12 protein-coding genes are annotated in these 24,042 nt (G+C 65.5%); all 12 read right to left on the bottom strand.

Annotated features, from left to right (window positions below; translation table 11 throughout):
* Positions 1-64: 64 nt before the first annotated feature.
* Positions 65-529 carry a methyltransferase family protein gene (locus AC3G2C_RS03940; RefSeq protein WP_488383316.1) on the bottom strand — a complete coding sequence of 155 codons (465 nt, stop codon included), beginning with the start codon at positions 527-529 and terminating at the stop codon, positions 65-67.
* Between the two features lie 9 nt (positions 530-538).
* Positions 539-2,662 carry a site-2 protease family protein gene (locus AC3G2C_RS03935; protein ID WP_488383315.1) on the bottom strand — a complete coding sequence of 708 codons (2,124 nt, stop codon included), beginning with the start codon at positions 2,660-2,662 and terminating at the stop codon, positions 539-541.
* Positions 2,663-2,666: 4 nt separating this feature from the next.
* Positions 2,667-3,998 carry an efflux RND transporter periplasmic adaptor subunit gene (locus AC3G2C_RS03930; RefSeq protein ID WP_488383314.1) on the bottom strand — a complete coding sequence of 444 codons (1,332 nt, stop codon included), beginning with the start codon at positions 3,996-3,998 and terminating at the stop codon, positions 2,667-2,669.
* Positions 3,995-4,762 carry an efflux RND transporter periplasmic adaptor subunit gene (locus tag AC3G2C_RS03925; protein ID WP_488383313.1) on the bottom strand — a complete coding sequence of 256 codons (768 nt, stop codon included), beginning with the start codon at positions 4,760-4,762 and terminating at the stop codon, positions 3,995-3,997. The genes AC3G2C_RS03930 and AC3G2C_RS03925 overlap by 4 nt, the downstream gene beginning before the upstream one ends.
* Positions 4,759-6,324, bottom strand: coding sequence for a TolC family protein (locus AC3G2C_RS03920; protein WP_488383312.1), 1,566 nt, complete (start codon positions 6,322-6,324; stop codon positions 4,759-4,761). The genes AC3G2C_RS03925 and AC3G2C_RS03920 overlap by 4 nt, the downstream gene beginning before the upstream one ends.
* A complete protein-coding gene (locus AC3G2C_RS03915; protein ID WP_488383311.1) occupies positions 6,321-14,570 on the bottom strand; it encodes an Ig-like domain-containing protein in 8,250 nt (2,749 codons plus the stop codon). The genes AC3G2C_RS03920 and AC3G2C_RS03915 overlap by 4 nt, the downstream gene beginning before the upstream one ends.
* A gap of 38 nt (positions 14,571-14,608) precedes the next feature.
* Entirely contained in the window at positions 14,609-15,436 is an 828-nt protein-coding gene (locus AC3G2C_RS03910) for a sulfotransferase family protein (RefSeq protein WP_488383310.1), read from the bottom strand.
* A 244-nt stretch (positions 15,437-15,680) separates the two neighbouring features.
* On the bottom strand, positions 15,681-17,147 hold the full coding sequence (locus tag AC3G2C_RS03905) for a lysozyme inhibitor LprI family protein (protein ID WP_488383309.1): 1,467 nt from the start codon (positions 17,145-17,147) through the stop codon (positions 15,681-15,683).
* Positions 17,148-17,190: 43 nt separating this feature from the next.
* On the bottom strand, positions 17,191-18,126 hold the full coding sequence (locus tag AC3G2C_RS03900) for an RDD family protein (protein ID WP_488383308.1): 936 nt from the start codon (positions 18,124-18,126) through the stop codon (positions 17,191-17,193).
* A gap of 39 nt (positions 18,127-18,165) precedes the next feature.
* Positions 18,166-19,008, bottom strand: a complete 843-nt coding sequence (locus AC3G2C_RS03895; protein WP_488383307.1) for a class I SAM-dependent methyltransferase — start codon at positions 19,006-19,008, stop codon at positions 18,166-18,168.
* A gap of 38 nt (positions 19,009-19,046) precedes the next feature.
* Positions 19,047-21,563, bottom strand: a complete 2,517-nt coding sequence (gene hrpB, locus AC3G2C_RS03890) for an ATP-dependent helicase HrpB (RefSeq protein ID WP_488383306.1) — start codon at positions 21,561-21,563, stop codon at positions 19,047-19,049.
* A gap of 82 nt (positions 21,564-21,645) precedes the next feature.
* The gene (gene gspD, locus AC3G2C_RS03885) at positions 21,646-24,039 is read right to left on the bottom strand and encodes a type II secretion system secretin GspD (protein WP_488383305.1); all 2,394 of its coding nucleotides are present in this window, start codon (positions 24,037-24,039) and stop codon (positions 21,646-21,648) included.
* Positions 24,040-24,042: the final 3 nt, after the last annotated feature.

Here is a 24,042-nt window from a genome sequence, read left to right as displayed (position 1 = left end):
TTCCTGGCGGTGCCGGGAAGTGCAAACCAGCCTAGGACAAAGGTCAGCCACCCGATCTGGCGAGTTAGATCCAGCGGCGCACCGATGCCCGATAGGCGCCGTACTCGACAGGAAACCGTGCTGCCAGTGCACGTTCCTCGGCGGGTACCCGCCAGCGATGCAGATAGAACGCGAACAGCGCGACGCCCAGCAAACCGATCGCACTTCCCAGATACAGCGCCAGTGCCGCCAACTGCGACAAGCGCGCGATATACATGGGGTTGCGCGTCCAACGATACGGCCCGCGATGCACGATCACAGCGGTGGCATCGGGCGTCATCGGGTTGACCGTGGTATGCAGGCGCACGAACAGACGCTTGGCACCTACATCGAGGGCGGTGCCGGCGATGGCGAGCACCAGGGCGACGCACGTCATCACGTTGCTCGCTGGCCACGCGGGGGCAAACCATCGCGACGCCACCCAGGTGAGCAGCGCAAGCACAACGGCACAAAGAGGTGGCGGCAGGCGTTGGGTCAGATCGCGTGGCATGGTCGGATGCTAGAAACCAACGTCCCGCCGCAACAAGGCGGCAAGCCAACGCACGAATCGACCCGCCAGGCTCTGCGCCTCGCCGCGCACGAGAGCGTGACCGGAAAGCTCGCGCATGGGGCCGCGCGCAGCGTCGCAACTGTCAAGGCGCACACGGAACACCGACGACAACGGAGTCAGGCTGCCGTCCGCCTGGCGGACGCTGGCGATATCGCCTCCATATACGCTGGCGATATAAGGCTCATCCAGCGTGGCGAGGTTGAGGCGATCAATGCCGGAAACGCGGCAATGGGTCACCGGATGTTCGGGAAGATCGGTCACCACGTCGGCGCGCTGCCCGGGTGCAAGGCCGCTCAGCGATTCCTCGCTGGCGAAAGCATCGCCCTTGCTGCCGCCATCACCCACGACCGTGACCAGCGGCTCGCCGCTGCGCAGCCATTCGCCAGCGCGAAGCTCGGGGCCGAGATCGACCGCGCGGCCGGCAAATGGAGCGCGCAACACCAGGCGCTCACGCTCGGCAGCGAAGCCCGCCGCGGCTTGCCGTGCCGCATCCCAACGCTTGCGCAAGGCGGGGCCCAACGCGCGCAGATCGTCGTCGAAGGGCTGCTGCTCCACTTGCCAACCCAGAAGCGCCGCCTGTTGCTGCGCGCTTCGCCATTGGAAATCCAGCTCGGGGGAGACCAACTCGGCCAACACCGCACCGGCCTGCACGCGATCACCCTCGCGCACGGCCAGTTTGACCAGGCGCGCGGCGCGCGGCGCATAGACGGTCTGCGCCTGAGCTTGCCCAAACACCACCGGCATGCGTACGGCTCCCTGCCAGGGCACCAGCAACACCAGCGCCAACAGCCCTGCCAAAACCGCGGTGCGTTTCGTCTGTCGATTCCAGCGCATGTCGCCGCGGCGGCGCCACCAGACGGCCAGCTCGCGCACGATGGGCAACGCGAGGAACCAACCGATTTCCACCGCCATCAACACGATGCCCAACGCGTGAAAGAACACGTGGAACACCAGCAGTGCGATGGAAAGGAACAACGTGAAGCGGTAGATCCAGGTGACCCAGGCGAACGCAATGAGGAAACGCCGCAGGCGCGGCGGCCATTCCTCCGGCATGGGATCGCCAAAACCGAACAAGCGCTCGCGTAGCCACCAACGGCCCAGCGCGAAGGTGCGTTCGTGCAGATTGGGCACGTTCAACCAGTCACTGAGCAGGTAGTAGCCGTCAAAGCGCGTAAATGGGCTGGCATTGATCGCCAGCGTCACCAGCCACGTGCTGGTGGCCAGCATGAACACGCCAGCGCGCAACGGGCCATCGGGCAGGAAGTTCCACAACAGCGTCGCCCACGCGGCCAGCACAAGTTCGGCGAGAACGCCTGCGGCGCCGATCGCCAACCTCGCCCGTCGCGCCTTGAGCTTCCAGGCTTCACTGGTATCGGTGAACAACACCGGCCACATCACCAGCAGCGCCACGCCCATGGTCGGCACGCGACACCCATGGCGATACGCTGTAAAGGCGTGCCCGCATTCGTGCAGCACCTTGGCAAAGGACAGCGCCACGGCCAGGCCAAGCAAGCCTTGCCACGTGGTGTATGCGTGAAAGGTGTGCACGAAGCTGTCCCACTGGCGCGACACCAGGTACAGCCCGGTGATAAGCGCCGCCAGCGTCGCCCACCAGAACGCCGGGCGGTACACGAAGGCTATCCACGGATAGGCACGGCGCAGCAGCGGCATCGGCCGCACCAGCGGAATGCGCAGGAACAGGTAGTTCTTCAACAACCACATGGGCGCGCTCAACCGATGCTTGGCCGCCGCTGTGCCCAGGCGCACGGTATCGCCGGGGCTGGCGGCCAGCGTCAGATGGTGCCCGGCCAGGAACTGCATCAGTTCCAGCACGTCGTCGTCGGTGACATGGATGGTGGTTTGCGCATTCACGGCCTCCACCACGGCCTCGACGCTCCCCAGGTTCCAGCGCGAGAGCATTTCGAAGGCGGTCCAGCCGAGCTGGTAGAAGCGATTGGCCGCCGGATCGTGCAAGGTCCAGCAGGGCAAACCATCCGGCGCAGCCGGCGCGGGATGCAGGGTCAGCTCTTGGCGAAGGGCGGGCAGCCGTGCCGCCGCGTGGTCGATCACCATCGCCTCAACCCAACCATTGGCGCAGCGAAGTCAACGGTCGGCGCAGCAGGAAATACGCGAGCGGCACGCGACCGGCATACAGTCGCGCGGTGCCCATCAGGCCCAGGCGCGGTGCCTGCGTCTTGTCCACGAAGTGCGCCTTGATGCGATAGGCCAGAATGCCGTCCTGCGTGGGTGCCGCGCGGTAGGCAACGCTGTCCACCACGGCACGATAGGCGGTGAAAGGCGACGCCTTGGGATAGAAAGTCACCTCCGCGCCAGAGGCCAGGTCGAGCTGGTCCGCCACGGGTAGATAGCCGGTGAGTTCCACGTTGGACGGGTCGGCGAGCACGAGCACCTTCTCACCCACCGCGACCGCCTTGCCGGTCCAGTCGTTGACGTCGGCAAATACGGCAACGCCATCGCGCTCGGCCTTCACCTGGATGCGTGCCAGTTGGTCGGCGGTGTAATCGGCTTCGACCTGCTTCTGCCGGAGGTCACCCAAGCGCTCGGCCATCTGGCGCTTGCTCTTGTCATCGGTCACGGCCTGCTGCGCGCTTTGACGGTATTCCTCCTGCGCGGTTTCCAGCGCTTTGCGCGCGCTAGCGTAACGGCCGCGCAAGGTAGTGGCGTCGAGGTCGAACAACAGCGTACCCGCCTGCACCGGCTGGTTGGGCTTGATGCTGAGCTTGTCGATCACGCCATCCAACGGTGCGCGCACCACGAAAGGGTCCACCGGGGTGACTTCCGCCGGTGCAAGCGCCGACAGCCGCACGGGAATGGCGGCTACCACCAGCACGCCGAGCGCAAGCTTCCACCACCAGCGCCGCGCACGCAGGCGCGTGACCACCGCGCGCCACCAACGGTCGCGAGGGCGCATGGCATAGAGACCATAGCCGAGCAGCGCGCTCAGCTCCTGGCTCAACGCGCGCTCTTCCTCGCTCCAGGGTTGTTCGCGCGCCAGCAGCAACACGCCCGGCATGCCGCCGGTATGGTGCAGCAAGGGAATGGCCAAGCCATGTGCCGGCAACCAGCTCGCCCATTCCTCGGCGACTAGCGGCGACAGGCTTTCCGCATCGACGTCGCGCGGCGCGGGTAGCGGCGTCAGGCCGCGAAAGACGCGTCCCAGCCACTGCACATAGGGCGCGTCTGCATCCACCTGCGGTACGCCGGAAAGAGCGGTCACGCGGTGCGCATCGCCCGCCAGCCACAGGGCCGCCTGTCGATAGGCGAGTACGCTGCGCGTTTCGTTGACCGCGATGAAACCCAGCTCCTCGATACTGCTCGCGGCACGCACGCGCTGGCCCAGGTGATACAGGCCGAGCATGCCCTGCATGGAGGCGCTGGACGCACTCATGGCTTGCGTGCGCTCTTGCCCGGGAACGTGGCCCAACCACTCATACCTGGCAGTAATTCGGCAGGCGCGCCGGTTATACGGCCGCTCACGCCCACGGTCTGGCTCACCGGATCGATGCTTGCGCCCAGGCGCACGACCTGTGCGGCATAGTCCGCGCCCAGCTCATCCACGTGCACCGTAAAAGTCGCGCCAGGCTTGAGCCAGGACAACCAGCGTGACGGCACGATCAACTTCACTTCCAATGCGCCGGTATCGACTATCTGCAACAAGGGCTTGCCTGGCGTGACGTACTCGAACGCGGATGCATCGCGCTTGGCCACGCGCCCGGCGAAGGGCGCCGTGATGGTGCACTTGCTGACGGTGGTGCGCATATAGGCCGCATCCGCGGCGGCCTCTTTGGCGCGCGCCTGGGTCTGCCCCACCTCCAGCGCGCCGGCCGAATGCAGCGCCGCGAGCTGGCCCGTCACTTCTTGCTCGCGCTTGGCGGCTGCGGCGGATGCGTCCGCCTTGGCCAACTGGGCCTGGTACAGGCCGCAGTCGAAGGCGACCAGCAACGCGCCCTTGGCAAACGCGTCGCCCTCGCGCAACGGCAGGTTGGCGATCTTGGCGGCGATTTCGCTGGATACCGTGACGTCGTGCTGCGACACCAGTTGCGTGCGGATGCGGCCCGCCGCATCCACCGCGCTGTCGCTCTCCTGGGCCTGGGCGCTCACCGCCAGCAGCGCGATGGCAGCGGCCATCGCGCGGTACGACAGGGACTTCACTGCGCTGCGCCTCCGTTCACCGAACCGCTCCACTGCTGCTCGGTGTCATGCACCGCCTTTTGCAGCGTGGCCAGGTCATGACCAGCCACGGCATCCGGCACCGGGTCCAGGCCCAGCGTAGCCACCATCTGGCCATAGGCGCCCTGATAGGCCGCATAGTTCTGATACAGGCGCAGCTCCGCCATCAGCGCGCCGGTGGCCGCGCGGATCTCGGTGAGCTTGCCCTGCGCATCGGCTGCCGTGGCATTGCGCGTGTGCTCGAGAATGCGCTGCTCCACCTGGTTGAGCTGCTGGCTCCATTCGAACTGCTGCTTGCGGCTGTTGTAGTCGATCCACGCTACATGCACCTGGGTCAGCACCGCCATGTTCAAAGCAAGGCGCTGTTCGCGGGCTAGATCGTACTGGGCCTTGGCAGCGGCCTTGATGTTCTTGGCGTCGAGCAGGTTGAGCAGGTTCCAGCTGACCTGCAAGCCGGCATCGCGCCATTCGTTGTTCACCAGGAACGTATTGCTGTCGTAGTGCGCGCCCACTGCCAACTGGATGCCCGGGAACAGCTTGGCCAGGGCCTTGTGCGTTTCGTCCAGGCCGATGCGCTCGTTGTAGCTGGCCTCGATCAGTTCGGGGCGATGCAGCAAGGCGATCTCTTCCATTTTGTCCGGCGTGATCGCCAGCGCCGGCTCGGCGAAGCCTTCCGGTGCGGCCAGCTCGAACGTCCGTCCCGGCGCCAGATTCATGATGGAGGCAAGCTTGGGCTTGGCTTGTGCAAGCTGGTCGCGGATCGCCTCCAACTGCAACACCAGGCTCAGCAACTCACGCTGGTAGCCCAGCGATTGCAACGGGTCTTTCAGACCCTGCTGCTCGATCGCGCGCGAATCGGAGAGGGCCTGCTGCGCCTGCGTCAGCAGCGGTTCGATCTGCGTTTGCAGCTTCTGCGCACCCAGTGCCTGCCAATAGGCTTCGCGGGTCTGCTGCATCAGCAGTTGCACCACTTTGCGGCGGCGTTGCTGGGCAGCCAGCACGCGGTCTGCCTGCTGGTGCGCGCCGTAGTAGCTCACGCCGAAATCGAGCACGTTCCACGACAGGCCCAGGTCCGCATGGCGCAGATTCTGCTGGCTGGAGGTGGAGGGCACCAACGACTGCTGGCCGGTGAAGATGTCTTGCGAGGATGACGCAAGGGCGTTGTCGCGCGTGGTGTAGCCGGCGGCGGCGGTGAGCTGCGGCAGCAAGTCGAAGCTGGCCAGATCCAGCTGACGCTGGGCCAGCGCCTCTTCCATCATCTTGACGCGATGGTCGAGGTTGTACTTGAGCGCGCGGGCCATCGCCTCGTCGAGCGTCACTGGGCCATTCACCGCCTCTTGGCCACCGAACATCGCCGACTGGTCGGCGCTCAACGTGGCCTGTCGTTGCTCCACCGTGAGCGGGCGCGGCTGGATCGCGCAGCCACCCAGGATCAGGGCGCCGAGCGCGGCGGCAAGGACCTTCTTCGGAAACTCCATGGTCGTGGACAAGGCGAGGCTCTCTTTGGTGAAAGTGGAAAGGTGGGTCGTCTGAAAGCGGCTCATCGGTGATCCTGCGCGGTGTCGATGACCTTGCGTTGGGCAACGGCGAGGTGGCGCAGCAGGGCCGCGTGATCGATGCCGCCGACGCGCTGTGCGCCAAATTGCGTGGCCAACGACGGCTTGCCCGACGCAGCCGACGGCTTGTGTCCGTGCGGTCGACTGGGCGCGGCGGGTTTGTCGGCGGGTTTTGCATTGAGCTTGATGGGCAACTCGCGGATCGTGCCATTGCTATCGCGTACGGTGACCTGCAAGGCGATGTCGCCCGTGACACCTTTGGGAGGCGTGCCGCTGAGTACGCCGGATACCGGATCGAAATGGACCCAGTTGGGCATCGGGCGACCGTCGACAAGGGACAACTGCACGACCTCCAAACCGCCCAGTGGCACGCTGAAGTCCATGCCCGCAACGGTTGGTATGACCGGTGGCGCGTCCATTGCGGCAACACCCAACGTGCTGGCACGCCAGGGCATGCTTGCGGCCAGCGTCGGCAAGGTGGCGGCATAACCATGCAGGCGATCCAAACTGCTCACCGGCGCGGCACTGCCAACGAAAATGGTGGGCAACTCGGCGGGCTGCAGGGTTGCGGGCGACCAGGTGACCACGGGCGCCAGTGTGGGCGCCGCGGGCGACCATGGCGCGACGGGCTGCGGCAGAACCGGCGTGACGCCGCCGACCGTGTAGATCTCACCCTGTAGACCGGTAGCCAACGGATTACCTGCTGCGTCCGCGATACCACTGCCACGCGCCACCAGCGCCAGTTGCACGGTGCCAGATCCGCCGACCTGAATGAGATCAACCGTATAGGTTCTAGCGTCAACCTGCGTGACCGCGCCGATGCTGGCGTGCGCGTTCCCGGTCGCCGTGAGCATGAAATCCGACGCATCTACGCCATTCACCGCCTCGTCGAAGACGACGGTGTAACGCAGACCCTGCTGACCGCTGTTCGGGCTGGTATCCGCCCGGCTGATGGACACGATCTGGGGAGCGTGCGTATCCACCGCGTAGTCCGCCGACGCCGTGCTCCCCACGCCAGTGTTGCCGGCCAGGTCGGTATAGCCCGTGTTGTTCAACGTGATGACGTTGTGCGGCGCGGTGACGTCCGCCGCTGGCGTGAACGTCGCCGTCCAGGTGATGCCGCCGTCGTTGGAGCTCACGGCGCTCAACGTGCCGTTGCCCACGGTGAGATCCGCATTGCTGAAGCCGGTGACCGCTTCGCTGAAGGTGATGGTCACCTGCGTGCTCTGGCCTGCCTTGAGTGCTGCATTGGCCAGCGCGATGGTCGCCGTGGGGCGGGCGGTGTCGATGGCGTAGTCTGCCGACACGGTGCTCCCCACGCCGGTGTTGCCGGCCAGGTCGGTATAGCCCATGTTGTTCAACGTGATGACGTTGTGCGGCGCGGTGACATCCGCCGCTGGCGTGAACGTCGCCGTCCAGGTGATGCCACCGTCGCTGGAGCTCACGGCGCTCAACGTGCCGTTGCCCACGGTGAGATCCGCATTGCTGAAGCCGGTGACCGCTTCGCTGAAGGTGATGGTCACCTGCGTGCTCTGACCTGCCTTGAGTGCTGCATTGGCCAGCGCGATGGTCGCCGTGGGGCGGGCGGTGTCGATGGCGTAGTCTGCCGACACGGTGCTCCCCACGCCGGTATTGCCGGCCAAGTCGGTATAGCCCGTGTTGTTCAACGTGATGACGTTGTGCGGCGCGGTGACATCCGCCGCTGGCGTGAACGTCGCCGTCCAGGTAATGCCACCGTCGCTGGAGCTCACAGCACTCAACGTGCCATTGCCCACGGTGAGATCCGCATTGCTGAAGCCGGTGACCGCTTCGCTGAAGGTGATGGTCACCTGCGTGCTCTGGCCTGCCTTGAGTGCTGCATTGGCCAGCGCGATGGTCGCCGTGGGGCGAGCCGTGTCGATGGCGTAGTCCGCCGACACGGTGCTCCCCACGCCGGTGTTGCCGGCCAGGTCGGTATAGCCCATGTTGTTCAACGTGATGACGTTGTGCGGCGCGGTGACATCCGCCGCTGGCGTGAACGTCGCCGTCCAGGTGATGCCACCGTCGCTGGAGCTCACGGCGCTCAACGTGCCGTTGCCCACGGTGAGATCCGCATTGCTGAAGCCGGTGACCGCTTCGCTGAAGGTGATGGTCACCTGCGTGCTCTGGCCTGCCTTGAGTGCACTGTCGCTCATGGCGATGGTGGCCGTGGGACGCACGGTATCGATGGCGTAATCCGCCGACAGGGTCGTACCCACACCGGCATTACCCGCCAGGTCTTTATAGCCAGCATTATTGAGCGTGATGACGTTATGCGGCGCCGTGATGCCCATCGTGGGCGTGAAGGTCGCGGTCCAAGTGATGCCGCCGTCACGGGAGCTCAGCGCGCTCAGCGTACCGTTGCTGACCGTCAGGTCGGCATTGGTGAAGCCGGTAACCGCTTCGCTGAAGGTGATGGTCACTTGCGTGCTCTGACCGATCTTTAGCGCGCTATCGGCCAGTGCGATGGTGGCCGTGGGCGCGATGGAGTCCACATGAACGCCAGCCGTGGAACCCACGCTATTGAGTACATCGACCTCGCCGTTACCTGCCGCATCACTCACGCGACCGCCCTGAAGCTGGATGGCCGAACCGATGCTGATGCCGTTGGGGTCTGCTTCGCCACTGACGACGGTATAGCGGAACACCAGCGCGCTGGTTCCACTGCCCGAGACGTAGTGGGCGTAGACCGTACCGCCCGTATCCAGCGTAATGGCGATGGCGGGCGTACCGCCACTGGTGTCCACCGTCACCGCTTCGCTGTAATTCACGACGAAATCGAGGTTCTGTCCCGCCACGTAGGTGCCGTTGGCCGGCACGTTCACCGACTGCACGGTGGGCGCAATACCATCCACGACAATGGCGTTCTGGCCCGCGATGGATTGCGCTCCGCCCGGAGTCGGCAGGGTCAGCACGGCCGAAGCGCTGTTGCTGTCGTAGATCTGGCCACCGTTGAGCGACAGCGACGAGGTCGATGCATAGTCGAGGTCGGCGCTGCTGTCGCCACTCTGCACCGTATAGGAGAAGACAAGCACGTTGCTGCCCGTGCCGGAAACGTAGCTCGCCACGTGATCCGTGCTGCCCGTAGCCAACAGCAAGGTCGGCGTACCACCACTGGTGTCAACGGTAACGGCGTGATCGAAGGTCACGGTTACCAAGATGGTGTCGCCGATCTTGTAGGTACCACCGGGAGACGAACTGCTCACGTCGGTAACCACCGGATTGGGGCGAATGACCGTGAGCGCCACTGTACTGGTGTCGGTCTTGGCGCCGCCCGACCCGGTGTTGCCGAGATCGTTGGTCGTGACTTGTAGCGCATCCGCACCGTAGTAACCCGCAGTCGGCGCGTACGTAAGGCCGTTGAGCGCGGCGTTGATGCTGGCCAGGCTACCTTGAATGGTCATGGTGACGTCGCCGGTGCCAGTACCGACCAGAAAGGTCAGTCCGCTCGTACCCGAGAGCGACAACGTGCCATGACCCACCGTGAGCGTTACCTGTTCGGTGCCGCCATTCGCGTCGGCATCGCTCACCGAGATGGCGTTGCCATTACCGGTGCCGAAGACAAGGCTGCCATTGATCAGCATGGATTGAGCGCCGGGCACCGAGTTGATCGGCGTGTCGTTGACGCTGACCACACTGACGACCTTGGTCGCCACGCTGCTTGGCTTGGTTCCATCGTCCACCATAAAGCTGACGGTGCGACTGGAGGTATTAGGGAGATCCGAGCTGTCGGCATACGTGACCGAGCGCAAAGCCGCCTGCCATTGGGCAAGCGTGGCAACGGCACCACTGGAGGTCAGCGTCAGTACGCCGGTGCCACTGTTGTAGCTGCCGGCGATATTGCCGAAGAGGGCGGCATTGCTATTGGTGAATGCCAGGATGTCCTCGCCGGAATGGAAGTTTCCGGTGATGCTCACGGTGGCGGATGCAAGCGTGGTGTTGTCCACATCCGACACGGTGATGCCGCCATCGACGGCCACCGTGGTCTGCGTGTTGTCACCCTCGGTGTAGGTGGTGGTGCCGCCGGTGGCGGTAACCACGGGCGAATTGTCGGTCGCCGTGACCGTGACGGTTCGGCTCGACACAGCGCTGTTCACTGTACCGTCGTTGACGCTGAAGCTCACGGTGCGCGTAGCCGTGCTTGGGCTCTGCGACGAATCGGCATAAGTGACGGCGCGAAGCGCCGCCTGCCACTGCGCCATCGTGGCGGTGGCGCCACTGGAGGCAAGCGTCAGCACGCCGGTGCCGCTGTTGAACGTCGCCACGATGTTGCCGTAAGTGGCCGCACTGGTGTTGATGAAGGACAGCGAATCTTCGCCGGCGTGGAAATTGCCGGAGATGGCCACGGTGGCCGATGCAAGCGTGGCGTTGTCCAGATCCGAAACGGTGATGCCGCTGTCGACGGCTACCGCCGTTCCAGGCGCGTTGTCGCCCTGCACGAAGGCGCTGCTGCCGCCACTGGTGGTGACGATGGGCGTTTGGTCCGTATCCGTCACAGAGACGGTGCGATTAGCGGCAAAGCTGCTCTTGATGCCGTCATTGACCGTGAACGTGATGGTGCGTGTGGCGTTGTTGGGCGTGACTGCGGTGTCCAAGTAGGTCACTGACTGCAGTGCGGCCTGCCACTGGGCGAGAGTGGCGGTAGCGCCCGAGGAGGTCAGCGTGAGCACACCCGTTGCGGCGTTGTAGACACCGGTGATGTTGCCGCTATTGGTGAACGACAGCACGTCTTCGCCAGCGTGGAAATTTCCGCTGATGGAGACAGTGGCACTGGACAGCGTGGTGTTGTCCAGGTCGGTTACGGTGATGCCGCTATCCACCACGACCGGTGTCGACATCGCATTGTCGCCGGCGACGAAACTCGCAGAGCCCGATGTGGTGCCGACAATCGGTGTCTGATCGGTCGCTGCGACCGTAACGGTGCGCGTTGCCGCCACACTCGTGGCCTGGCCATCGTTTGCGGCAAAGCTGATCGTGCGTGTGGCGGTATCGGGTGTGATGGCGCTGTCGGTGTAGGTCACCGCGCGCAACGCCGCCTGGAACTGCGCGACACTCGCACTGGCGCCCGCCGAGGTCAGCGTGAGCGTGCCAGTGGAGAGATCGTAACTGGCGACGATATTGCCGTACGTCGTGGCGTTGGTGTTGGTGAAGGCCAGAATGTCTTCACCGGCATGGAAGTTGCCCGTGATGGTCGCCGTGGCGTATGCCAGGGTGGCATTGTCGACGTCCACCAGGGTCAAGCCGCTATCCACGGTGACGGGCGTAGAGGCGACATTATCGCCAGCGACAAAGGCCGCGCTGCCCGAATCCGTGGTCACCACCGGCGCATCGTTCACGGGCACCACGGTGACAGTGCTGGCGATGGAGAGCGACGTGGTGTCGGCGCCACCATTGCTCGTACCACCCGTGTCCTGCACGCTGGTAAGCGTGACAACGCGGTTGCCACCGGTTGGCGCCGACGTGTTGTCTATATAGCTGATGCCATCGACCATGGTCTGCGCAATGGCCGTGCTGATGCCGCCGGCCTTGCTGATGGCCACGGTCGCCACGCCACCGCTGAGCCCCACCGTTACCGACATGCCATGGGTGGCGGTGGTGACGGTATTGCCATTGGTCAGGGCGACAGCCGTGCCATCGATGTTCAACACCTCGGCCGCACCATCGCTCACATTAGTGACGCTCAGGCCGATGGAACGGATGCTCTGGCCGGCTTCGATGGTGCTGATGCTAACGCCGCTGAAGAGATCGACGGCACTACCCTTTTCGGTGAACGTGACGTTGCCGCCAGTGGCTGTCAGCGTCGGTGGATCGTTCACGGTCAACACCGCCACCTGCACCTGCGAGGCCGCACTGGTGCCACCCGAACCATCGTTCACGGTGACACTGATGGTGCGCGTTGCGCCCGAGGGATCGGTGCTGTTCGTGTCGTTGTAGGTGAGGGCGCGAACCAGGGCCGTGGCGGCGGCGGGCGTGGCACTGGTGTTGAAACTCACCACGAGGTCGCTGCCGCCCGTACCCCCGGTGAATGTACCGATGGTGACGCCGCCATAAGTCACATTGCTACCGGAGATACCGATCTGCCCGGCGCCGGTGCCTTGGTTAACGATGGCCAGCACGTCCTCGCTCGATACCTTGTTGGCGGTGATCGATGCGGTCAGCCAACCGCCATTGAAATTGGCATTGTCGCTATCGCTGACCGAAGCATTGCTGCCCGCATCAAGGTACACGCTGCTGCCGCGCTCGGTGTAGCTGACGCTGTCGCCATTGAGATTGGTAATGACCGGCGCGGCATTGACGGTGAAGTTGGTGTCGATGACACCGCCGCTCACCGTCGCCGTATTGACGTTGCTGGCGCCGCGCGCGGCAATGACGGCCATGCCCGACCCGTTGCCGCCCTGTCCGCCATAGCCGCCCGCGCCCGCATTACTGCTGAACACGGTGGTTCCGCTGCTGTAGTGCAAGGTGCCGCGAACAAGGATGCCGCCCGTCGCCGTACCACCGACGCCACCTTGGCCCGTGGCCGCGAAACCCGCATAGGATTTGATGGCGGTACTGCCGCCGCCGCCACCCGCTCCCGCGTTGTTGGAGACGGTCGTTGCGCCGAGGTTGAGCACACCACCGGCCGCCACATAGATACCGCCCGCCGCTGCGCCACCGGCACCACCGTTGGAGCCGCCGTAGCCCATGCCGCCGCCACCGCCGCCGATGGTACCGGCGGTACCGCCGGTACCGCCGGTACCAAACACCCCGCCTGCATAGGCGCCACCCGCGCCACCTATCGTGGTGCCTCCCTGGCCGGAAGTGACATGACCGGCAGCAGTGACGCCGCCGAAGCCACCGACGCCACCGTGACCGCCGCTACCCATGGCTCCCGTATAGGCTTGTAAGCTGCCATTGAAAATGTAAGACGTGCCGCCGTTGCCGCCACCCTTTGAAGAGTAGCCGCCGCCACCGCCACCGCCGTATCCCGTGCCGTTGTAGGCCGCGCCGCCACCGCCACCGCCAGCGGCCCGGTTGCCGGTGATCACATCGTGGGTGAGGGTTACCGTGGCTGCACCGACATAGACACCGCCGCCAAGCGCGCTGCCACCTGCCGATCCGACGGCGGTTTGGCCAGTGTTCGCCTTTCCGGAGTTACCACCATTACCCGACACCAAACCGTTCTCGATGGTCAAACCATCCAACTTGACGGTGCCGCCGGTAATGGAAAACACACGACTGGTGTAGTTGGCATTGATGGTGACGTCGGGCGTGCCATTGCCATCGAGGTCGCCTTCGATGGTGAGGTTCTTGCTGATCACCAGCTGGCCACTGGTCAGGGTGATCATCGATCCACCCATGCTGGCCGTATTGAACGTGATGATGTCGCCCGCGCTCGCCGAGGCGATTGCCTGGCGGAGAGTGCCCGCGCCGCTGTCGGCCGCCGAGGTAACGGTAATGGTGGCCAGGTCGTGCGCGTAGGACGACTCGTCCAGCGGCGACAACACGGGCTTCGACGTGATGTCGCCGGTAGTCACCTCCAGGTTCCAGTCCGACCCGGCACCGGTACGGTTGTTGGAGGCCGCCACGTTGTGCTGCGTGAGTGCCGCCAGCGAACTCACGAACGAAAGGCCCTTGTCGCCCGCGGCGGTGTTGCAGGCATAGATCAGAATGTCGCCACCCGCACGAATGTCCGCGCCGATATGGGCCAGCGCGTCCGCATGTTGGGCCACATTGTCGGCGGACAGGTAGGTGCTGCCCAGCCACAGGTCGCCGTCGTTACCGTGAGCGATGATCTGCACGGAACGCGCACCAGGATGCGCATCCAGGTAGCTCTGCATCTGTTGCAGGCCATCGACGCCCTGTTGCAGAAACACCACATCGGTACCCTGCGCCACATGGGCCAGCAAGCCACCGGCATCTTCCACGCGGGCATCGACGAAGAGTACGTCGTGGCCGGTTTGGGTCGGCGCGTGCGCCGTCACCGGCTGCATGCGATCGACCATGGGTCGGTATACCGCGCGGTCGGCGTGCATCGCACCAGAGGATTCCATCGCCGCGGCATGGTCCACCGGCTGCGCGGCTTCGGGGCGCGTCGCCTGCGCGGCCTGTGCCGCCGTGGCGGCCACAGCGCCATCGAACATCACGCGCGGCTCCAGCGCCATTGCCAAGGGGCGGCGCGCCGGTTTGCCAGCACGCACGGGCTCGGTCGGCTTGTTGCGTTTCCACCAGGCCATGATCTGTCTCTCCCTGTGCCGCCCGTGGCGGCGCTGTATCAGTCGGTTTTTGCGCGTATGACGTTGGCGGCGCTGCCGTTCCCGTCCTGCCAGAACGAGAGCTTGGCGTACTGTTCGAACAAGTCCGGCGGCAGCACGGTGCGCCGCGTTTCGACGGCCACCTGCGGACGCACCTTGTGCAGCCCGCGCACGCCAAGCGCCTCGTCGAACGCCGGTGCGTCGTAGGCCACGCGTTCAAAATCGTGCTCGAACCAGGGCTCGCCAATGAAGTCGTAGACCAGCCGCAGCACGCGCTCGGGCGCGCGCGCCAGCAGGTCGTAGTCCACCAACAGCAACGAGCCGGCCTGTTCGCCGTAATAGGCTTCCTTGAGCGCGGACCACGCGAAGCCCACCAGCCGGTTACGCTGCGCCAGCGTTTCCACACGGCTGTAGACGCTGTTGCGCTCGGTTTCGTCGGCGAACAATTTGGTGTGTTCGTAGGGGTCGGCCCGGTACAGCCGCTCCACGCTGTCCATGATCCAGGCGACGTTGCGCACGCAAGCGATCACTTTGGCCTGGGGAAACAGATCGAGAACCGCCGGCAGACGGGAGCACCACAGTCGATTGGTGTCGAACACCACATCCTTGTCGGCGTGGTCGGCGTAGTAGCTGTCGAACAGGCCACGCAGAAGCCGGCGGCGCGTATCGCGATCGATGACGGGGCCGAATTCGCTGCCCGCGCTGAACTGCGCGAGCATCCCCGTGAACAGGGAGCCCACCGGGCTGGTCATGCCCGCATGGAAACGCGGATTCTGCCGCAACAAGGCAGCCAGCAACGTGGAGCCCGCCCGCGGCAGGCCGGAAATGAAATGCACAGCCCCTGACATGCAACGTCCTTGCGCGCATCCCATACGCGCCCCCTGGTCGAGGAATGTTAACACCGTCACAGGCCGCACAAGATAGGCGCCTTCACATCTTTCGGGCTATTGCGTCTTGACTTCCACCAAGTGTTAGCAGTTACGGAGGAGCGCAAGGGTCCCGAAAGGGTCCTGGGCTGCCTGGCCAAGTGCAGGGCGCCCCTGACAGGGCCTGGACAACGACGGCCCTGACCTCGCGGACGCGGAAGGCGGCTTAGAAATGCTCTTGCTGCCGGTGCAAGGTGCACTCGGTGGTCAACGTGCTGCCGTGCAGCATGACCACGCGCGGGTCCACCAGCGCGTTCACGGGATCGAGCAGCAGATAGGTCTTGCCCTGGAAGAAGAACACTTGCGCGTGTTCGTAAGTGAAGGGATAGATGCCCTTGGGTACCGACTTGTCCCAGTCGTGCGCATCGAAGGGCATGACGAGGATGTCCGTGCGATCCAGGCCAAAGGCCGACCCATCAAACCAATGATTCCCCTGCTCGGCCCAGTACACCTTCGACGCGTTGCCGGTGTTGGTCAGGTCAAAGCTCGCCACCTGCACGCGCCTGTCTGCCGACAAGGTGGTGGCGTTGTAGCCCAGGCTTCCGAAATCCGGCTGGGGTAGATCCACATGCTGCGCCTGCCAATCGGGCGCTGCGGCGCTCTTGGGAATGTGCAGGCCGTGTATATCCTGCTCGGCCACGATCTGCTCGCAGACCGCCTTGATCGGTCCGCTTGCCTCCACCTTGAGCGTGCCCACGGACGTCGTCGATGTTCCTGCCAAGGGGAACTCGGCCCGATCCACCGTAGAGCCACCGGCATAGGGCAGCGTGCCGCAGGCGCCCTGCGTGGGCTTGAACGCGTTTGCCGGCAGCCCGCTGGTGTCGGCATCTGCCCGACGACAAAAACGCGCCGCGTCCTTCGACAGCGACAGCGAGGACAACACCGGCTCCTCGCAAAAGTTGGTGTACTGCAAGGCAGACACCACTTTGCGTCCATCGACCCACACACTCAATTGATAGGCCGGGCTGGCACCGCATTGCCCGTACGCCATGGGGTTAGAGGTGAGGCCCGCTTTCACGCGCACTCGGCTGCCGTCAGCGAGGGTGCAGTCGGCGAAGGCCGCTTGCAGGTCACCGCGCCCGGCAAGACGGTTGGCGATCACCGGCGTGCGGTCGTCGCCCCAGGGGAAAGCCAACGCCACTGCATCGGCTTGGCATTGCACCAGCATCCCGCTGAAGAGCGCCGCGCTACCCGGCACTAGTGCCACCTGATAGTCCGGCGGGGCGACATAGCCACCTTGCAGAAGGCCAAGCCGGCTTTCCAATTGCTGGATACGGGCGAAGTACACGCGCCGCAGGCAGTCCACCGCAGCGTTGTCGGGGCACTGGCTCACACGATCGGCCAGCCAGTGGCGCTGCTCTGCCACCAGCGCCTCACGCGCGTCCGGTGATAGCGAGGCCTTGAGCTTGGCATAGAGCTGGCTCAGCACGCTGTCGCTGGCGGATAAGCCCTCATCGCCGCACACGGCTTTCTCGATGCCCGTGAGCTTGGCAGTGCACAAAAAGCTAGGCGAGGCCGATGCGGTTGTCGGCCACACGATCCACAGCGCGACGGCCAGCCAGAGCCATGCCGCCACGCCGACGATACGCCGCGTCCTGTTGCCCGCGATTTGCGCTGGTAATGTCTGACCCATCATCGCCCTTCTCCTTGCGTGCGCTAACCGCCGTCGGCGTGTGCTACTGCAATTCGTCGGGTGCGTAGCGGTAGGTATGGCGGCGCCAGCTGGACGCGATGCCGAGGTCGAAGCCATAGACGAGCGTCACCACCACCGCGTCCTGCGTATCCACCTCAGGGTAGTGGCGGGCCATGGTGCGTGCGATGTCGCGTGCGTACTCCTCATCGTCCACCATGGCCGCATCGAGGCCGAGCGAAGCGATAAGGTAGTGCGACGTCTGGCCCCGGGAAGTAAACCAGCTTTTCTGCACCACGGCCTGACGCACGTGCGGCTGCACGGCCAGCGCCTGCTGTACGGGCATCAGGCCGGCCACCCAGCCACTTTGGGTCAGACGTTGCCCCAGCATGGGCGTAAGCAGCGACAAGGCCACCAACAGGCCAACCACCACCGCATGCCCGACCCACAACTCCGGCACAGGCTGCGGCACGGCCTGCTCCGCCACACGCACTACATAGCTGCCGACAACGAGGTCGTGCAGCGATTGCCGCGTGCGCCGATTGAACACATAGAGGTAGATGATGGAGAAGCCCGCGCCGAACACCAGCAGCGCCAGCCCATAGCCCAGCCACGACAGCAGTTGCGGCAAGGCCAACGGCAGGCTGTTCAGAAAGAACGGTATGCCGAGTACCGCGTAGCGCAGCAAGGAGCGCAGCACCCCGAGGCACTGCCCATGCGCATCCACCACGCGTACACCCAGGAGCTTCTTGCCGGGCGTCTGGCCTTCGCCAAAGCGGCTGTTGAACAAACCGAAATAACCCAGCGCGATGATGAAGCCCAACAGGCGGCCATACATGCCAAGCCGCGCCAGGCCATCGAAACTGATCGCCCCCAGCAACATGCCAGCCAGCCCCAGAATCAGGCCGTCGATGGCAAAGGCGCCCAGGCGCCGCCAGAACCCCGCAATGGCCAGCACGGGCTGGCTGCTTTCCTGCGTCATGCCGTGTACTCCCCTGAATTCGCGGCAGTGTGCCGCAGGCTAGCGCCTGGTCGCCAGTACGCCGTCCAGCGCGAGCTGGGCCTTGAAGCCCGCCTTCTCCAGCCGACGCGCCACTTCGCGCGGCACATCGCGATCGCTGGTGAGCTTGTTGGGGCTGCCGGTGTAATGGAACAGGCGGCCGCCACGACGAAGCACGCGCGCCAGCTGATCGTAGAACGCCTGCGAATACAATTCGCCGGCAATGCCAAAACGCGGCGGATCGTGCAGCAATGCATCCACTGAGGCATCGGCGATTTGCGTGATGGCCTGCGATACGTCCGCATGCGCCAGCTGCAGGCGACCGCCGCTGGCCGGCGCGTCCGGGTCGGGCGACCACGGGTTGATGGTGCGCAACCACAGCACGTCGGCATTCTTCTCGAACGATTGCATGCGCGCCACGCCCGCTTCCAGGCAACAGGCGGCGAAGTAACCCAGGCCACCGCAGGTATCGAGCACCACCTTGCCGCGCGGCTCGACCAGGGCCACCTTGCGCCGCGCATCGTCGAACGGTGATTCCTTGGACGTGGGCAGCATCTTGATGCCGTCGATCTCGAACGTCGGCGCGCCCCATTCGGTGGGCACCAGTTTGATCAAGGAACCGGAGTAACGCGAGACCGCGGCGAACTCTTCGCCGTCCCAGTAGTAGATGGTGCGGTCCTTGAGCTTGCCCGGGTAGGGATAGGTCACGCCCTGCCATTGCCAGCGGTCGCTGGCGAGCACGGCGTCACCGTCGCTGCGGCCAAGGTCCAGCGAGCCGCGCCATGTGCTCTCGCCGCGCGTATGCGCTGCCAGCAAGGCGCTGCCGGTGGCGAGCGTGAGCAAGGGGCCGGAGTAATGGGACACGGGTGGTTCTCCTGCGTATCGGGTGCGGCGCGTGGCGCTCAGGTGCCGCGCGGTTTGGCGCGATGGGTGGCTTGTGCGGTCCACGGATCATCGGGCCAGGGGTGGCGCGGATAGCGGCCTTTCAGCTCTTTCTTCACTTCCGGATAGGTGCGCTCCCAGAAGCCTTTGAGATCCTGCGTGACCTGGATGGGGCGCCCCGCCGGCGACAGCAGGTGCAGCGTGACCGGTACGCGGCCATTGGCCACGCGTGGCGTGTCGGCCAGGCCGAACAACTCCTGCAGCTTCACCGCCAGCACCGGCGGCTCGCCATCGGTGTATTCGATGCGACGGCTCATGCCGCTGGGCACGACCAGGCTTTCTGGCGCCTGTGCATCGAGCTGTCGGCGTTGCTCGTAATCGAACAGGCTGCCCAGCGCCTGCGAAAGTTCCTCGGCGCTCAACGCATCCAGCCGTCGCTTGCCGTTGAGATACGGCGCGAGCCACGCATCGAGCGAAGCCAGCAAGGCCGCGTCGGACACATCGGGCAGGCCCAGCTCCGGCACCCAGGCACGCAGCGCCTGCATGCGTGCACGCAGGCGGCGCGCGTGCTCGCTCCACGGCAGGGCATCGATACCCTTGCTGCGAATGGCGGCCAGCAACGCCGGCAAGGCGTCCTCGGATTTGACCGGCACGCTGCGACGCTCCAGCACGATGGCAGCGAAGCGCTGCTCCTCGAAGGCTTCCACGGCGTCGCGTTCATCGTTCCAGCGCAGTACGCGTTCGCGACGGAATTGCGCGGGGTAGTCACGTTCCAGCACGCGCAAATCGAGCGGCGCGGCAGCCAGGATCAGACTGTCGCGCGCCTCGAAGCGCAGATCGAGCGCCACCAGCCAGGGCTCGCCAAGCAAGGCGGTGTTTTCGTGCAAGCGTGCGCCACGACCGTTGGCGAGGGTGTAGCGCAACGGGTTGCTGTCGTCGCGACGTGCCACGCGATCGGGAAACGCGTGCAACAGCAAGTCACCCACGCTATGGCTATCGGGCACGCCGGTGGCCGCGCTGCGCACGTCGAGGCGACGACGCCAGCCCTTACTCGCCTGCTCGATGGCGGCGAGCGCGCCGGCATCGGCGCCACCACGCGCGCCGGCCGTGCTGCGGTCGCGCCATATGTGCAGCGCGCCGAGGCGGGCGCGAAAGTCGTCGGTGCGTGCGTTCTCGCCGCGCAAGGGCGAGCGGGCTTCCATCAGCGCCAACAAATCCGCCACCAAAGCGCGCAGTTCCGGCGCCGCGCGCAAGGCGGCCGCACCGAGTCGCGGCGTGGCGCCCAGCTCCAGCATCTGTCGCCCCAGTGGCGTGATGCGGCCATCGGCAGCAAGCGCGCCCAGCTGCACAAGCAGCTCGCGTGCCTGCGCCAGTGCGCCCGCCGGCGGTGCATCCAGCCACGGCAGGTCGTTACCGCTGCCTGCAGTAATGCCCCATGCGGCCAGCTCCAGGGCGAGCCCGGAGAGTTCGGCTTGCGCGATTTCCGCCGAACGCGACGCATCCAAGCGCTTGCTTTGCGGCCACAGGCGATAGGCGGTGCCTTCGGCCACGCGACCCGCGCGACCCGCGCGCTGGTCGGCCGATGCCTGGGAGATGGTCACCGTTTCCAGGCGCGTGAAGCCGGAGTTCGGATCGAAGCGCGGCTCGCGCGCCAGCCCGCTATCCACTACCGCGCGTATGCCCGGCAGGGTAACGCTGGATTCGGCCACGTTGGTGGCGAGCACGATGCGGCGTGTACCGGGCTCGGCCGGACTCAACGCAGCCTGCTGCTCGCCCAGCGAGAGTTCGCCATGCAGGGGCACCAGTACGATGTCGTCATCGAGCGCGCTTTCCAACACGGCTTGCGTGCGGGCGATCTCGCGACGCCCTGGCAGAAAGGCCAGCACGTCGCCCGCGTTCTCCGCCAGCGCCTGCCGCGCCACGCGCGCGAGATGGTGCTCCACGCTCTCCTGCACGCGCGCGGCGGGATACTCCACGCGCACGGGGAAACTGCGCCCCGGGCTGCTCACACGCGGTGCGTCCAGCCATTGCGCGATGCGCTCGCCATCGAGCGTGGCGGACATCACCACGATGCGCAGGTCAGGCCGCAGGGTGTTCTGCACGTCCAGCGCCAAGGCCACGCCCAGATCGCCGGCCAGGTGCCGCTCGTGAAATTCATCGAACAGGATCGCGCCGATGCCGCTCAGCTCCGGATCGTCCTGGATCATGCGAGTGAGGATGCCTTCGGTGACCACTTCCACGCGCGTGGCCGCGCTCACCTTGGCCTCGAAGCGGATGCGATAGCCGATGGTGCCGCCGACCTCCTCGCCACGCTGGCGCGCCATGAACTGGGCGGCGGCACGCGCGGCAATGCGGCGCGGCTCCAGCATCAGTACCCGCTGGCCGTCCAGCCAGGGCGCATCGAGCAGCGCGAGGGGCACCTGTGTGGTCTTGCCGGCACCGGGCGGCGCTTCCAGCACCAGGCGCGGATGCGCCGCCAGCGAGGCGGCGATCTCGGGCAGCAGCGGGGAAATGGGGAAGGACGGCGGGGTACTCATCCTTTACATGATAGCGGGCGACGCCTTGCCACCCCGCTTTCCGCCAAGGTGGCCGCCCCCGGGGAGCGGCCACCCACCTGCATCAGGGATGCTGGCTCGCCCCGGCCGCGGGGGCCGGTGCGCGCAACGGCGCCAGCGATTCGAACTTGCGCTGGTACTCGTCGGTGACTTGCTTGGCTTCTTCCGCGCTGGTGATCACGCGAGGCGTGATGAGCACGATCAGCTCGGTGCGCGTGCGATTGTGGCTGGTGGTTCCAAACAGGCGCCCTAGCACGGGAATGCGGTTGAGCCCAGGAATGCCGGTATCGGTGCTGTTCTCGTTCTGCTGGATCAAGCCGCCTAGCAATACTGTCTGCCCGCTCTGCACGGCGATCTGCGTGCCCACCGCACGCTGCTGGATGGTGTAGTTGCCCTGCGAGTTGGCCGCGCCGGTGGTGTTGCTCACTTGCTGCTGCACATTGAGGTACACCAAGCCGCCGGGATTCACACGCGGCTGCACATCCAGAATTACGCCGGTCGGCAGGTAGCTCACGCTGCTGGCGGTGGAGCCGGTGGTGGTGGTGCCCAAGCCCGTGACAATGGAGGTCTGGTTGATCGGCACCTGGTCGCCCACCTGGATGTGCGCCACCTGGTTGTTCAGCACCACCAGCGACGGCGCGGAGAGCGTCTTGGTGTTGCCGTTGGTTTCCAGTGCACGCAACGCCACCTGGAACTTCCGGTTGCTGCTGAGGAACGAGTAGAAGAACGGCTCGCCACCGTACTGGTTTCCGCCCGAACCGAGCGACACCTGGCGATGCATGCCCGGCGGAATGTTGGTCGCGCCGTTGATGTTGCCGCTGCCATCCACCGTCGGCGTGGCGCCCGCCAGGCCTTGCAGATACCACTGCACGCCGAACTGCAGCTGCCCGGTGAGATCCACCTCGAGAATGCGCATCTCGATCTGCACTTGCAGCGGCACGTTATCCAGCCGCTTGATGGCCTGCTCGATCTCGCCCCACTGCGATGGGCGCGCACGCACCAGCAACTGGTTGTTGGTATCCACGGAGCTGATGCGGATGCTGCCATCCTCGGATACATACTGCTGGCCCGCGCCCTGGCTGCCGCCGGGGCCACCGTTATTGCCGGAGCCGAACGTGCCCGCTGCGCTACCGCTCTGATTGGTGCCAAAGCCGGTGCCGGTGCCGTTCGCGCCTCCGCCGAGCGGGTTGTTGCTGGTGCCATTGCCGAAACCACCGGCGCTGCCAAAGCCGCCGCCGGTGCCGTTCACGCCACCGGTGGTGCTGCTGCCGAAGCTGCCAGCCATGGCGCCCATGCCGCTGGCCGAGCCATTGGCATTTTCGCCCGCACCCAGTGTGGTGCCGGTAAGGCCAGGGCCAACGCGGCCTCCGTTGCTGCCGCCACCGTTGCCGTTGGTGTAGATCTGCGCGAGGTACTGCGCCAGGTCCGACGCCTTGATGTTGCGCACGTCGTAAACGAACAACTCCGGCTCGTTGCCGCCGCCGCGGTCGATCTTGGTGATCCAGTCACCCACTTCCTTGAGGTAAGTGGGCTGGGTGCTGATCACCACCAGCGCGTTGGTGCGCTCGATGGGAATGAAGCGCAGCATGCCGGCCAGCGGCGTGTCACCCTTGGGGCCGAACATCTGGTCGAGCTGGGGCATCAACTCGCCTACATTGGCGCGCTGCAGGCTGAACACGCCCACCGACATGCCACGCAACCAATCGACGTCGAAAGTGCGGATGGTGCGCTGATAGTTGTCCAGTTCCTGCGGCGAGCCGGACAGCACGATGAGGTTGCGCGAGGGATCGGCCAGCAGCACGGAATCGGCGCGTGCGAACGGCTTGATCAGCTTCTGCATCTCGTTGGCCGAGATGTAGCGCAGCGGGAACAGGCGCGCCTGCATGCCGCCCTGCGGCGCGGCAGCGTTGAGGCTGGGCACCAGGTTGCCGGCCACGGCGTCCTTGGCCGGCAGCACCACGTAGCGACCATCGCGCATCACCAGCGCGTTGTTGGTCCACGACAGCAGGGTTTCCAGAATCGGCAGCGCCTGGCTGCTATCCACCGGCTCGGAGGTAGAGAAGGAAATATTGCCCTGCACGCCGGGCACGATCACGTAGTTCTGCTTGAGCAGATCGCCCAGGATGGCTTTCACCACTGCCTGAACGGGCTGGTTTTCGAAATTGAAGGTCACCGCGCCGTCGCCACTGGCGGCCTTTCGCGGCTGGGCCAGGCCCACGCCGTTGACGAATTGGCCGCTACCGGTGCTCACGTCCGGACGCGCAGCGTTGTTCTGCTCCGTTCCGACGCCGGTGTTGAGCGGCAGTGGCTCGGGCACCGGCTTTTCGGTGCCGGCCATGGCTTCGCGCTGCAAGGCGCCGTCGTCGCGCGGCGGCGGCAGCGATTGGCACCCGGCCAGCCACAGGGCCATGGTGAGCGTAGCGATGCGTTGCAATCGCGGCGTGCGCTGGGTGGACATAAC

The organism is Frateuria sp. sgz306004, assembly GCF_057750885.1.
The sequence above is the reverse complement of the archived record's forward strand: the minus strand, read 5'-3'. Positions and strand labels throughout refer to the sequence as shown.